At 33.4% G+C, this 12,208-nt stretch carries 11 protein-coding genes and 2 pseudogenes; 7 read left to right on the top strand and 6 right to left on the bottom strand.

All coding sequences use genetic code 11. The features are described 5' to 3' along the window. Positions 1-251: 251 nt before the first annotated feature. A complete protein-coding gene (locus DYE57_RS08035; RefSeq protein WP_115313581.1) occupies positions 252-1,385 on the bottom strand; it encodes a nucleotidyltransferase in 1,134 nt (377 codons plus the stop codon). Between the two features lie 126 nt (positions 1,386-1,511). On the opposite strand from DYE57_RS08035, the gene DYE57_RS08030 reads away from it, so the two are divergent. Together DYE57_RS08030 and rpmF are read left to right on the top strand one after the other, a co-directional pair. After that, positions 1,512-2,060 (top strand): YceD family protein, encoded by a 549-nt coding sequence (locus DYE57_RS08030; RefSeq protein ID WP_115313580.1) that lies wholly within the window; start codon positions 1,512-1,514, stop codon positions 2,058-2,060. A 77-nt stretch (positions 2,061-2,137) separates the two neighbouring features. Further along, positions 2,138-2,311 (top strand): 50S ribosomal protein L32, encoded by a 174-nt coding sequence (rpmF, locus tag DYE57_RS08020; protein WP_001830121.1) that lies wholly within the window; start codon positions 2,138-2,140, stop codon positions 2,309-2,311. Positions 2,312-2,670: 359 nt separating this feature from the next. On the opposite strand, the gene DYE57_RS08015 is transcribed toward rpmF, so the two are convergent. From DYE57_RS08015 to DYE57_RS12860, 4 genes and pseudogenes are all read right to left on the bottom strand, one after another. Beyond that, positions 2,671-2,892 carry a hypothetical protein gene (locus DYE57_RS08015; protein ID WP_115313579.1) on the bottom strand — a complete coding sequence of 74 codons (222 nt, stop codon included), beginning with the start codon at positions 2,890-2,892 and terminating at the stop codon, positions 2,671-2,673. Positions 2,893-3,125: 233 nt separating this feature from the next. Continuing rightward, the gene (locus DYE57_RS12870) at positions 3,126-3,326 is read right to left on the bottom strand and encodes an NEAT domain-containing protein (protein WP_420802099.1); all 201 of its coding nucleotides are present in this window, start codon (positions 3,324-3,326) and stop codon (positions 3,126-3,128) included. A gap of 568 nt (positions 3,327-3,894) precedes the next feature. Further along, positions 3,895-4,023 (bottom strand): annotated as a pseudogene (locus DYE57_RS12865) (LPXTG cell wall anchor domain-containing protein); the annotation flags it as partial. A gap of 264 nt (positions 4,024-4,287) precedes the next feature. Next, a pseudogene (locus DYE57_RS12860) lies at positions 4,288-4,928 on the bottom strand (YSIRK-type signal peptide-containing protein); the annotation flags it as partial. A gap of 384 nt (positions 4,929-5,312) precedes the next feature. Here DYE57_RS12860 and DYE57_RS08005 point away from each other — a divergent pair. The 3 genes from DYE57_RS08005 (at position 5,313) to pheT (ending at position 9,909) form a co-directional block, all read left to right on the top strand. Then, positions 5,313-6,053, top strand: coding sequence for a TrmH family RNA methyltransferase (locus DYE57_RS08005; protein WP_115313578.1), 741 nt, complete (start codon positions 5,313-5,315; stop codon positions 6,051-6,053). Positions 6,054-6,448: 395 nt separating this feature from the next. After that, the gene (gene pheS / locus DYE57_RS08000; protein WP_115313577.1) at positions 6,449-7,507 is read left to right on the top strand and encodes a phenylalanine--tRNA ligase subunit alpha; all 1,059 of its coding nucleotides are present in this window, start codon (positions 6,449-6,451) and stop codon (positions 7,505-7,507) included. Continuing rightward, on the top strand, positions 7,507-9,909 hold the full coding sequence (gene pheT / locus DYE57_RS07995; protein ID WP_115313576.1) for a phenylalanine--tRNA ligase subunit beta: 2,403 nt from the start codon (positions 7,507-7,509) through the stop codon (positions 9,907-9,909). Before pheS ends, pheT begins: the two co-directional genes overlap by 1 nt. Positions 9,910-9,973: 64 nt before the next feature. Here pheT and rnhC read toward each other — a convergent pair whose 3' ends face one another. Continuing rightward, a complete protein-coding gene (gene rnhC / locus DYE57_RS07990; protein WP_115313575.1) occupies positions 9,974-10,909 on the bottom strand; it encodes a ribonuclease HIII in 936 nt (311 codons plus the stop codon). A 456-nt stretch (positions 10,910-11,365) separates the two neighbouring features. Here rnhC and zapA point away from each other — a divergent pair, with 456 nt between their 5' ends. Next, positions 11,366-11,632: a cell division protein ZapA gene (gene zapA, locus DYE57_RS07985; protein ID WP_115313574.1), complete on the top strand. Its 267-nt coding sequence runs from the start codon at positions 11,366-11,368 to the stop codon at positions 11,630-11,632. Further along, positions 11,633-12,154 carry a CvpA family protein gene (locus DYE57_RS07980; RefSeq protein WP_115313573.1) on the top strand — a complete coding sequence of 174 codons (522 nt, stop codon included), beginning with the start codon at positions 11,633-11,635 and terminating at the stop codon, positions 12,152-12,154. Positions 12,155-12,208: the final 54 nt, after the last annotated feature.

Below are 12,208 nucleotides of genomic sequence, written 5' to 3'. Positions count from 1 at the left end.
AAATCTATGACCTCATTAGATTTTTTTATAGCTATTTTTATAATTATAGAGTGTATGGAACATTATTTCAGGTATAATTTGCGTATTGGCAGTCGATGACTGAATTGAAAAAGCGCTTAAATTAAGTTTTTCAATTCTAGCTTGGGGCCACAACTTAGAGAATTTCACTTAGAAATTCTACAAACAATACAAGTTGTGATTCGTTGTCAGCGTAAGACAACGAACTCAATGCGACTTCTGTCCTACGCTCTTTATATACGAATCACTGGAGTATTAACATCTGTTAACGTTTGTTTACTCATAAGATTATAAATGTGTGTCGCTTTGATTTCATTGTGAAAATAGTGTACAGTTTTTTGGTTAATATTTGTGATGTATTGCTTGTTAGGGTATTTATTTTTTAGGTATTTCAAGTATGTTTGACCTTTGTCGTTCATACCTAATATTCTAACTGCTTGAATATTTTTAGTGACATCTCTAGATTGGATATTAAGAAGTACATTCATTAAAATACGTTGAATATGAGCATATGTATAACGTTTCGTTTTGAGTTTAAACATCAATTCTTGGAAAGAATGACTCTGTTGTATTGTTGATTGAAGACGATTTTCAAAGCCTTCATTCATCGTATAAATAGAATTTAGTATTTCATTAGACTGTGATATGATTTGATACTTAATAAAAGGAAACGTATCTTCTATTGTTATGTGCGGTTTCGTGTATAATGTTTGAATAGATTTTGGGACAACTTCAGCCCAATCTTTATCGCCATTAGTGAGTGAACGTCTTATCGATGTACCACTTGCAAATTGATGATGTTCAATTGAATCGCTATGATGGTTTGCAACTTCTCTTTTAATCGTTAAAGCAGATATATGAGGCGCAAACTGTTGAATTGCTTTTAAATAACTGATACCAAGTATGTTATTAGGAGACTGCAAGAGTGTGTGATTTTCTGTGATCTCACTTAAAATGCGTGGATAGCTTTTACCTTCTTTAAGTTTATTTTTAAAATCAGGGAGAGTTTCTATATCTAGAATTTGTTCAGCAAGTGTCTGTAATTCATTGAGTTGTGCACTTTCACTTCCAAAAGAAATGGTATCGATATCAAGATATTGCGCCACTTTTACAGCTATTTCTGCAAAAGTATCACCGGATGATAGACTAGCTATCAAAGGGAGCTCAACAACTAAATCTACAGCCGATAAAGCCATCTCAGTGCGTTTGAATTTATGGTAAATAGCAGGTTCGCCACGCATCACAAAGTTGCCACTCATTATTGCAATTGTTACAGTTGAATTGGAATGTTGTTGAGATGCTTTAGCATGATGTAAATGTCCATTGTGGAAAGGATTGTATTCAGTTATAAGCCCAACACTTTTCATTTGCATTTCTTCCTTTCGATATTCATCATTAATAGTGTAACAGAACTAGGTATGTTAAGAAAAAATCTTGACATCTTTTGTTGAGAAAGTTAAAATAAAATTTGTGCTTGTTAGAGGTGAAGCCATATGAAATGGTCAATAACACAGTTAAGAAAGTATCAAGGTAAGCTATTTGAGTTTAATCAAAAGGTGAATTTTGAACATTTAAAAGAATCATTAGATTTAATTGATCTCTCAGAAATAAATGTTGAAGGCCAATTAACTGTTAAATCTAATGAAGTTATCGCAGATATGCATGTGACCGGTATGTATACCATGCCTTGTGCACGTACATTAGAACCGGTAAATGTGCCACTTGATGTGACGACTTCAGAAGTATTTGATTTAGAAGGCTATGATGATTATAACGATGATGACGATCAAGATGATGAGCATTATCATCGCGTCACAGACGGTATGATTAATATTAAGGACATTGCTGAAGAGCTTGTAATTATTGAAAAGCCTATGCGTGCCTATTCTGAACATAGTGATCAAATGTTAACAGAAGGTAATGGTTGGGAAGTCATTGACGAAGATCAATTGGCTGAAGCTCAACAAGAACAAGATTCTGAACATAAAAAAGTTGATCCAAGGCTTCAGAAATTACAACAATTATACGATAAAGAGCAATAGCAGTTTGATTAATGGTATAATAGTTATTAATTGAACTGACATTTTGAATTAAGTGTCTATTCTAAGGAGGATTAATCATGGCAGTACCAAAAAGAAGAACGTCTAAAACAAGAAAAAATAAACGCCGTACACATTTTAAAATTTCAGTACCTGGTATGACTGAATGCCCAAATTGTGGCGAGTACAAATTATCTCACCGCGTATGTAAAAACTGTGGTTCTTACAACGGCGAAGAAGTCGTTTCTAAATAATAGAACTGATGTATGAAATCCAACAATCTCATGTGAGGTTGTTGGATTTTTTTGGTTTAAGGTAGAGACGATAGGTTGAAATTATTAAAATAGTAATCATAGTTCTATGGTAAAGTGATTAGGAAATTGATAGCAAACAAGACTTTCATTATTTTCTGAATGAAATTGTTAAGTACCTCTAAGTTTAGATATCTTGTATCTTTGCAAGATAAAAAAGACAAGCAATCATTAGATGTTTTTGTCTATGGCTTAGGGATAGATTAGTATTTTTTCTCTTTTCTTATTAAGAACAAAAAGAAAGGAAAGCAAGGAAACCCAAAGCGATTGGTGTTGAATTATTTTCAACATTTAAACCAGTTTTAAGTAATTGATTTACATTTTCTTTTTTTATCAAAAGTTGGAACAGTAACCTCAATACGATTTACTTTGCTTTTTTTCTCTTTCTCATCTTTATCGGCTTTGTCAGCGTTAGATTGAGTATCTGGTTTGTCAGTTTGTTCTTTATTTTGTACAAATGTATCTTCAGAAGTATTATTCACTTTCTCAGGTTCTGTAGCCTTATGATTACCGTCGTCTTCCACAACGTTATATGGTTGTTGTTTCTCTTCTTTTTCATCGGTTTGATGATTGTTCTCTTTATTTTTTTAGTTATATTTTGCATTAGTTTAATCAGGTTTTATTTGAGAAGTATTTGTATTTGCTGTTTTATTATTCGTTACAGTACTCTCATTTTCAGTGGTAGTGTCATTAGGTTTATCAGAAGATACGTTCTCATCATTGATATAAGGGATAGGTGTATCTAGGGAAAAATGTGTTATATAATCTCGTCATATTGATAATTAGGTGTTTCAATATGGTGCTTACTTATGATGTTATTCATACCGGGTGTCACTTCAATATGTATAGTCTTAGTATCTTCTTTAGAGTTCTCAGAGACAACTTTAGATGGGAGTACCGTCTCTTTTTCATCGAAGAATTGTATTGCCTTCCAAACAGACGACTTATCTAATACGATTTGGAATTAATATTGATTGTTAGTTTTAAATACTTTTCCTGGATGTTTTACATATTTGTCCATTAATGAAATATCATTTGTTTTATCTTTTTGGACTTGGAAATTAACTGTTTCAAATTTATTTTGTGATGGCGTATTGTCATTGTGACAACCGTGTTTTGATTATTTTGAGTTGATGCATTGTCTTTGGAATTAGCTGAATTTTGAGGGGATTGAGGATGAGTTTGATTATTTGAAGTAGTCGTTACAGTCTCTGCTTGATGATTTGTGTCAGTTGTTTCATCAGCTTATGTCTAATGATGCGTAAGGAGTAGAAGGGCAGAACCTTATGTGACAGATGTTTCGCCAAATTTAAGCTTACGAATTGGGAAGAAATTTCTATGTAATACATACTTTGTCTTTTGATGTTGATTCATGTTGTTAACATCTTCTATGTTGATTTTAATTAATACAAGTGAACAATCATTATTTAGTTATATAATATTTAATATTATTAGAAATTAAATTGATAAAAATAAAAAATGAGTAAATCTTGTTATTGATTTATTCGTTTTGATGATGTTAAAGATTATTTAGATTCTTTTCGTTGTCTTCTTAGTAATAGAAGTGAAGATATTAAAGCAATAGAACCAAATACTGTAGTAGTATAATCAGCTTCATCACTTAATCCTGTTTCTGGTAATTCAGTAGCATTTTTATCTTCTTTAGAACCTTTGTTATCAGTTTCTTTTTTTGTACATTGATTATCAGTAGTTAATTTTTGTTCTTTTTGTTTGTCAGTTACACAAAAAGTTTCAGGTTTTGTAATATCATTTTTGCCAGGTTGTTGGCCTTTACATTCACAATTTTTATGTTCTTTACAGTCTTTATGTTCATTGCAATCTGTATCTGAGCCAGTATCTCCACCATTTTGACCATCAGGACCATTTTGACCACTTTGGTTAGGTGTAGAACCAGCTTGGTTGTTATTGTTCTCAGTATTACCTTGTTGACTACTTGGTTTTTGATCTCCAGCTTCACCAGGTGTTGCAGTAGCACCTTGATTACCAGTTGGTTTAGTTTGTGCACCTTGTCTATCTTGTGTTCCAGAAGCAGCACCTGGTTGAGTTTGAGCGTTATTTTCTCCGGCATTATTAGGAGCTGGAGTAGTTTCAGCAGTTGTACCTGCAGGTTTTGCTGGTTGTGGCGTAGTATCAGTATTTTGAGCGCCAGGTGTACCTGTTTGACCAGCAGCTTCATTACCTGGTTGAGTTACCGCGGCATTTTGATCTCCGGCAGTATTTTTATGAGGTGCGTCTTGCCCAGTAGCACCGGGATTGCCCGCAGCAGGTGAAGTTGGAGCAGTTTGCGTTCCTCCAGCTTGAGGCGTATCTTGACCAGTAGTGCCAGGTGTTCCAACAACTGGCGAACCTGTAGGATTTTGATTTCCTTCAGTACTAGCTTGGGGGGCATCTTGTCCTTGGCTCGCCCCTGCTGGTTTACTTGTTACAGCTGGTTGTCCTCCAGTTTCGTCACTCTATCAAACTCTTCAGCGTGTGCTTGCCCGAAGAATAGGAATGATCCTATGATAATTGAAGCAGTACCAACTGTGAACTTTCTGATTGAGTAATGATTTTTCTTAATGGGTGATGTGTTAGAAAACTTGTTTGGTTGATTCATAACTTAATCTCTCCTTTGAAAGTAGTTGTCTCAGTTGTTTATGAGATTTATAAAATTTAGAGTGAAATAAAACCATTAAATAACTGTAATGGATGACAATGTATTAACATATTTTTCTAACTTTAAGCAACTAATTAAAAATATTAATATTTGTTACATGAGAACCAGTAGATTAATTGCCAGGGAAGACAGATAAAAATAAGTGTTTAAAAACGACTCCATCTTAGAATTTACAAATTTTAATATTAGTATAACTAGTGACTTTGAAATCAAGTAAGATTCAATTACAATATGGATATAAACTTTAAATGATGGAGATTCTAATAAATGGAACAAATAACTTCTGCTCAAAATAACAAGATAAAGCAAGCGAATAAATTGAAAAAGAAGCGTGAACGAGATAAAACAGGTCTCGCTTTAATTGAAGGTATTCATCTCATTGAAGAAGTGTACCAAAGTCAAATTGAAATCATACAATTATTCATTGTCGATCCTGAAAGAACCGAATCTTCATTAATTGATTATGCGAATGAAACTTACCATATTAATTTAAAAGTTGCAGAGGCATTGTCAGGTACGGTAACACCGCAAGGATTTTTTGCAGTGATACAAAAGCCTGGTTACGATATTTCAGAAGCGCAACAAGTTTTATTAATTGATCGTATTCAAGATCCGGGTAATTTGGGTACCTTAATTCGTACTGCGGATGCAACAGGATTAGATTTAATTGTGATGGAGAAGGGGACTGCGGATCCTTTTCAAGATAAAGTGATGAGATCGAGTCAAGGTAGCATTTTTCACATTCCTGTGATTACTAAAGATTTAGCTACGTTTATTAAAGAATTTGAGGGACCTGTTTATGGAACAGTCCTAGAAAATGCAGTGAACTTTAAAGAAATAGAATCACAACCTCAATTTGCATTATTATTAGGCAATGAAGGCGAGGGTGTTAACCAAGCATTATTAGAACAAACAACAAAAAATCTCATTATACCTATTCATGGTAAAGCTGAAAGTTTAAATGTGGCAATAGCTGGAAGTATATTAATGTATCAGTTGAAAGGTTGACCCTACGTTTAAATATCGGCTATAATAATGATTGAGTTTATAGGAAGTGAAGAAATTCATTATCATGTTAAACATCACTGAAACAATTAAATGATTGACCGATAAAAAGACATAAATTATTCAGAAAGTTGTTTAGGGAGAATGATCGTGACTGAAAGTCATTCCAGCTTGAAATAATTTTTTCATCTTTTTGGTTACTTAAAGAAATTTAAGTCGGAATAATTATTCCGTTATCAATGAATATAATCAAGTGTATGCGTATGCATAAATTTGGGTGGTACCACGGAAGCTTTCGTCCCAGTTCTTATAAGGGATGAAAGCTTTTTTTGTTAACGATTTAAGGTTTTCAATTTTAAAATAATAAAAAGTGACATTATAAAAGGAGGAATTCGGTCATGAGTCAAAATGATACGATGGCGGAGTTAAAGCAACAAGTACTTGTTGATATCAATGAGGCTAATGATGAACGTGCGTTGCAAGATGTGAAAGTAAAATATTTAGGTAAAAAAGGCTCTGTCAGTGCTTTAATGAAAAATATGAAAGATTTACCTAATGAAGAAAAGCCAGCTTATGGCCAGAAGGTTAATGAACTAAGACAAACAATTCAAAATGAATTAGAAGAAAGACAACAACTACTAAAAGCAGAAAAATTAAATCAGCAACTTTCAGAAGAAATGATAGATGTAACTTTACCAGGTCGTCACATTGAAATGGGTTCTAAACATCCTTTAACTCGTACAGTTGAAGAAATAGAGGACTTATTTTTAGGATTAGGTTATGAGATTGTCGATGGGTATGAAGTGGAACAAGACTATTATAATTTTGAAGCTTTAAACTTACCCAAATCTCATCCTGCCCGAGATATGCAGGATAGTTTCTATATTACAGAAGAAACATTAATGCGTACGCATACGTCTCCTGTTCAAGCGCGTACAATGGAGAAATGTAATGGTCAAGGACCAGTCAAGATTATTTGTCCAGGTAAAGTGTACCGACGTGATTCAGATGATGCGACACACAGTCATCAATTTATGCAAATAGAGGGCCTTGTTGTTGATAAAAGTATTAAAATGAGTGGTTTAAAAGGAACTTTAGAATTAGTTGCTAAAAGATTATTTGGTGCAGAACGAGAAATACGTTTACGTCCAAGTTATTTCCCATTTACTAAACCATCTGTTGAGGTTGACGTGTCATGCTTTAAGTGTAAAGGACAGGGATGTAATGTCTGTAAACATACAGGGTGGATTGAAATTCTAGGTGCAGGTATGGTTCATCCAAACGTACTTGAAATGGCTGGATTAGACTCTAAAGAATATTCTGGTTTTGCATTTGGTGTAGGTGCAGATCGTATTGCGATGTTAAAGTATGGTATTGAAGATATCCGTCATTTCTATACGAATGATGTAAGATTTTTAGATCAATTTAAAGCTGTAGAAGATAGAGGTGAGCAATAATGTTAATTTCAAATGAGTGGTTAAAAGATTATGTAGAAGTGAACCAATCAGTTCAAGATTTAGCTGAAAGAATAACACGAACTGGTATTGAAGTCGATGACATTATTGACTATACAAAAGATATTAAGAATTTAGTGGTAGGGCATGTCATATCAAAATCACCACATCCCGATGCTGATAAGTTAAATATTTGCCAAGTCAATTTAGGCGAAGATGAACCTGTGAAAATCGTTTGCGGTGCGCCTAATGTAGACGAAGGGCAATACGTTATAGTTGCCAAAGTAGGTGGACGTTTACCAGGTGGTGTTAAAATTAAACGTGCGAAATTACGCGGGGAACGTTCCGAAGGTATGATTTGTTCATTACAAGAAATTGGTATTTCAAGTAATGTTACACCGAAAGCATATGAATCAGGAATCTATGTTTTTCCTGAAGCCGTAACGCCTGGTACAGATGCATTAGAAGCATTATATTTAAACGATCAAGTAATGGAATTTGATTTAACACCTAATCGTGCAGATGCTTTAAGTATGATAGGTACAGGTTATGAAGTTGCTGCATTATATCAAACTACAATGACCAAACCAGAAACATCCAGTGATGAAAATGATATTTCTGCAAAAGATGAATTATCGGTAGTAATAAATAATAAGGACAACGTATCTTATTATAGTGCGCGTATTGTTCATGATGTCACAATCGCACCATCACCAGTATGGATGCAAGCACGTTTAATGAAAGCGGGTATTCGTCCGATAAATAATGTAGTGGATATATCTAACTATGTGTTATTAGAGTATGGTCAACCTTTGCACATGTTTGATCAAGATCAAATTGGTTCAGAAATTATTGAAGTAAGACAGGCAAAACACGACGAAACGATGACAACTCTAGATGACGTTGAAAGAAAACTCTTAGATAGTGATATTGTAATTACGAATGGAAAAGAACCTATCGCTCTTGGTGGCGTGATGGGTGGAGATTTCTCGGAAGTGACTGAACAAACACGCAATGTCGTTGTTGAGGGTGCTATTTTCAATCCTGTGTCTATTCGTCACACATCTAGACGTTTAAACTTACGAAGTGAATCTTCAAGTCGTTTTGAAAAAGGTATAGCAACAGAGTTTGTTAATGAAGCAGTAGATAGAGCATGCTATTTATTGCAAACTTATGCTTCTGGAACTGTGTTGAAAGATAGAGTATCTAAAGGTGATTTAGGGTCATTTGTAACCCCAATTGAAATCACTGCTGACAAAGTGAACCAAACAATTGGTTTTAAATTAAGTGTTGATGTCATTATCAATATTTTTGAGCAATTAGGGTTTAAAACTGAAAATCATGATAGTCAACTTGTGGTACATGTGCCTTCTAGACGCAAAGATATCACGATTAAAGAGGATTTAATTGAAGAAGTGGCTCGAATCTATGGTTATGATGAAATCCCATCAACATTACCTGTATTTGATGAAGTTACAAGTGGTGCTTTAACCGATCGTCAATATAAAACGCGTACTGTTAAAGAGGCACTTGAAGGTGCAGGCTTAGATCAAGCTATTACCTATTCGTTAGTTTCTAAAGAACATGCGACAGACTTTGCTTTACAAGACCGTACTACGATTGAACTATTGATGCCTATGAGTGAAGCACATTCAACTTTACGCCAAAGCTTATTACCACATTTAATTGAAGCGGTGTCTTATAATGTGGCGCGTAAAAATACAGATGTAAAATTATATGAAATCGGACGTGTATTCTTTGGTAATGCCGAAGGTGAATTACCTGATGAAGTTGAATATTTAAGTGGTATTTTAACAGGTAATTATGTTGATAACGCATGGCAAGGTAAAAAAGAAACAGTTGACTTCTTTATAGCTAAAGGTATGGTTGACCGTGTCGCTGAAAAACTTAATCTTCAGTTTGATTATCGTGCTGGTCAATTAGATGGTTTACATCCAGGAAGAACTGCCATCGTCTCACTTAACGGTAAAGATATTGGATTTATAGGTGAATTGCATCCTACACTTGCTGCAGAAAATAGTTTAAAACGCACGTATGTGTTTGAACTTAATTATGAAGCTATGATGAAAGTTTCTGTAGGATATATTAATTACGAAGCTATTCCTAGATTCCCAGGTGTTACTCGAGATATTGCATTAGAAGTTAATCACGATGTTGCTGCGTCTGAGTTAATAGCTACAATTCACGACAATGGTGAAGACATTTTAACTGATACGTTAGTCTTTGATGTATACGAAGGTGGACATTTAGAAGAAGGTAAGAAATCGATTGCGATTAGATTGAGTTATTTAGACACTGAAAATACATTGACAGATGAGCGCGTAACTGCGGTACACGATAAAATTTTAGCTGCACTTGAAAATAAAAGTGCTACAATTAGATAAAACAAACATAATATAGGGATCTATTCATAAGTTGTAATGACTTTATGAGTAGATCCTTTTTTCGTTAGTTATATTTTTTATAGATGAGTGTCAAAGCTTTATCCCTATTTTTAAAATGCTTTTTTGAAATAGCATCAAGTTGATCAATTCCGTATTTTTGTATGACTTTTGCTGCAAATAAATCTACTTTATTACTTGCTCCTTTTGGAACGTCCATTTTAATTTGGCGTGTAATATGATCCATATGTTTTACGAAAGCATAGCGAGAAATGATACTCGCTGCTGCAATTGCTAATGATTTTGATTCACCTTTAGTTTCGAACTTAGTCTTTTTAGGAAAAGGTAGTTCAGATAGCGCATAATGTTGATACACTTCTCGTTTAGCAAATTGATCAATTACGATATAGTCTAGTTCATCATGATTAATCTTTTTGGTAACATTTTTTATGGCTTCATTATGTAAAACTGCTTTCATTTTTACTTGAGACCAACCTAAGCGTTGTCGTTCATTATATTTAACGTTATCTAAAGTAAGTAAAGAATGTGGGATGAAGGTGACTAATTGTTCAGCTAATTCAACAATTTTGTTGTCATTTAACTTTTTAGAATCATCTACACCTAACGTTTTTAGAACGTTTACGTGTTCTTTACTAACGTATGCTGCACAAACAGTCAGTGGACCAAAATAGTCTCCGCTACCTGCTTCATCACTACCTATACAATTATAAAAGTCATATGCGAGTGTGCTAGTGTTTGTCTGAGTTTTTGAATTGGTGCTCTTATTTGTACTCGTTTTCTTATCAGGTAACAATTGTGATGCTACAGTTTCAGCATTGTTACCTTGGAACATTACTTTACCTGAATGATAAATATTGATGACCGTATTTTGATATTTTGTGCGGGCTTTCATACCTTGAGGTAAGTTAGACGTATCAAAAGTTATTTGAGACATTAACGTCTTTATTTCTTGAGTTTTAAGTTTATGCACGACATTTCCCATTAATTAAATCCTCGCTTTTTGGATGAGTATTCATTTTATTTTATCAAAATTTATTTAGGATGACATTATTGGCCATGTTGAATAATTAAAGTATGGGTCATAGATATTATCTGTAAATACATTAGTAATTTTGCATCAGTTGACTGAATTGAAAATGAGCTCCTATTAATTTTTTTAATATAGTTTCTAACCCCAAAATTTTTCTTAAAAATTCCCCAGACCATGTAAGCAAGGAATCGGAGTTGAGCTTACGAATTTAGAAAGAGTTCTGTCTTACTATCACTTGGCTTAATTCTTTAAGAACAGACACTTACATATTTATTAGCACTCATGTATAATGTATGTTGATAAGTAAAATTAAAGATTTAATCATATTAATATTTTAAAACTAGATTAATTAGGATAAAACAAAAGAAGGTTAAAGTCATTTAAATATAAGGTCAGGAGCAATTTAGTATGGGTGAATTTAAAAATAGAATAAATGTTACGATCAACGATCAACATTTCACAATCATTGGCGAAGACAGTCCTGAACATATTCGGTATGTTGCACATCTTGTAGATGAAAAAATGCAAGAGTTAGGTCAAAAATCAGCAGGCTTAGATACAACACGTAAATCGATTTTAACATCAGTTAATATAATGCACGAGAAAGTAATGTTGGAAGAAGAAAATCGTCGTTTACAGCAAGAAATTAATCAATTAAAACAAAGTGAAGATTAGATGCTGATTGATTTTATTGTTCTAATCATCTTCGGTTATTTCATGATGATTGGATTTCGGAGAGGATTTTGGCTATCGACATTACATTCTACTTCAACAATTGTATCTTTATGGATTGCGTCACAGTTCTATGTTGCTATTGCACAAAGATTAATTGTTTTTTTACCATTTCCCAAAACAGTGGCATATGATACGAACTATGCAATTCAATATGATTATTTGCAATTAAGGTTTGAAAAAATTATTGGGTTTTTGGTTATAGCTATCATTTGTAAGCTTATTTTATATCTTGTTATTGTTTCGTTTGATAACACAGTAGCGTATAAAAAAATACATTTAGTGAGTCGTATTGGTGGCGTCATTTTAGGATTAGTAATAGCAGTTGTTATTATACAAATAGGACTTTACGCATTGTCATTGTATCCTCATACGTTTATTCAAAATCAATTTATGCAATCATTCATTAGTAAAAGAATAATTATTGGAACACCAATTATTTCACATTTTATTTTAAATTTGTAAATCAATGATATGAGGTCAGGATAAAATCGAACTTTAATGTTGTGTCCTGGTCTT

The organism is Staphylococcus saccharolyticus, from assembly GCF_900458815.1.
Lineage (GTDB): Bacteria > Bacillota > Bacilli > Staphylococcales > Staphylococcaceae > Staphylococcus > Staphylococcus saccharolyticus.
The sequence above is the reverse complement of the archived record's forward strand: the minus strand, read 5'-3'. Positions and strand labels throughout refer to the sequence as shown.

What these genes read in the sequence shown, in the direction of transcription:
- DYE57_RS08005 (WP_115313578.1), top strand. Translation starts at nt 5,313, where the DNA reads ATGGAACAAATAACTTCTGCTCAAAATAACAAGATAAAGCAAGCGAAT.
- rpmF (WP_001830121.1), top strand. Translation starts at nt 2,138, where the DNA reads ATGGCAGTACCAAAAAGAAGAACGTCTAAAACAAGAAAAAATAAACGC.
- zapA (WP_115313574.1), top strand. Translation starts at nt 11,366, where the DNA reads ATGGGTGAATTTAAAAATAGAATAAATGTTACGATCAACGATCAACAT.
- DYE57_RS08030 (WP_115313580.1), top strand. Translation starts at nt 1,512, where the DNA reads ATGAAATGGTCAATAACACAGTTAAGAAAGTATCAAGGTAAGCTATTT.
- pheT (WP_115313576.1), top strand. Translation starts at nt 7,507, where the DNA reads ATGTTAATTTCAAATGAGTGGTTAAAAGATTATGTAGAAGTGAACCAA.
- DYE57_RS08035 (WP_115313581.1), bottom strand. Translation starts at nt 1,385, where the DNA reads ATGAAAAGTGTTGGGCTTATAACTGAATACAATCCTTTCCACAATGGA.
- DYE57_RS07980 (WP_115313573.1), top strand. Translation starts at nt 11,633, where the DNA reads ATGCTGATTGATTTTATTGTTCTAATCATCTTCGGTTATTTCATGATG.
- rnhC (WP_115313575.1), bottom strand. Translation starts at nt 10,909, where the DNA reads ATGGGAAATGTCGTGCATAAACTTAAAACTCAAGAAATAAAGACGTTA.
- pheS (WP_115313577.1), top strand. Translation starts at nt 6,449, where the DNA reads ATGAGTCAAAATGATACGATGGCGGAGTTAAAGCAACAAGTACTTGTT.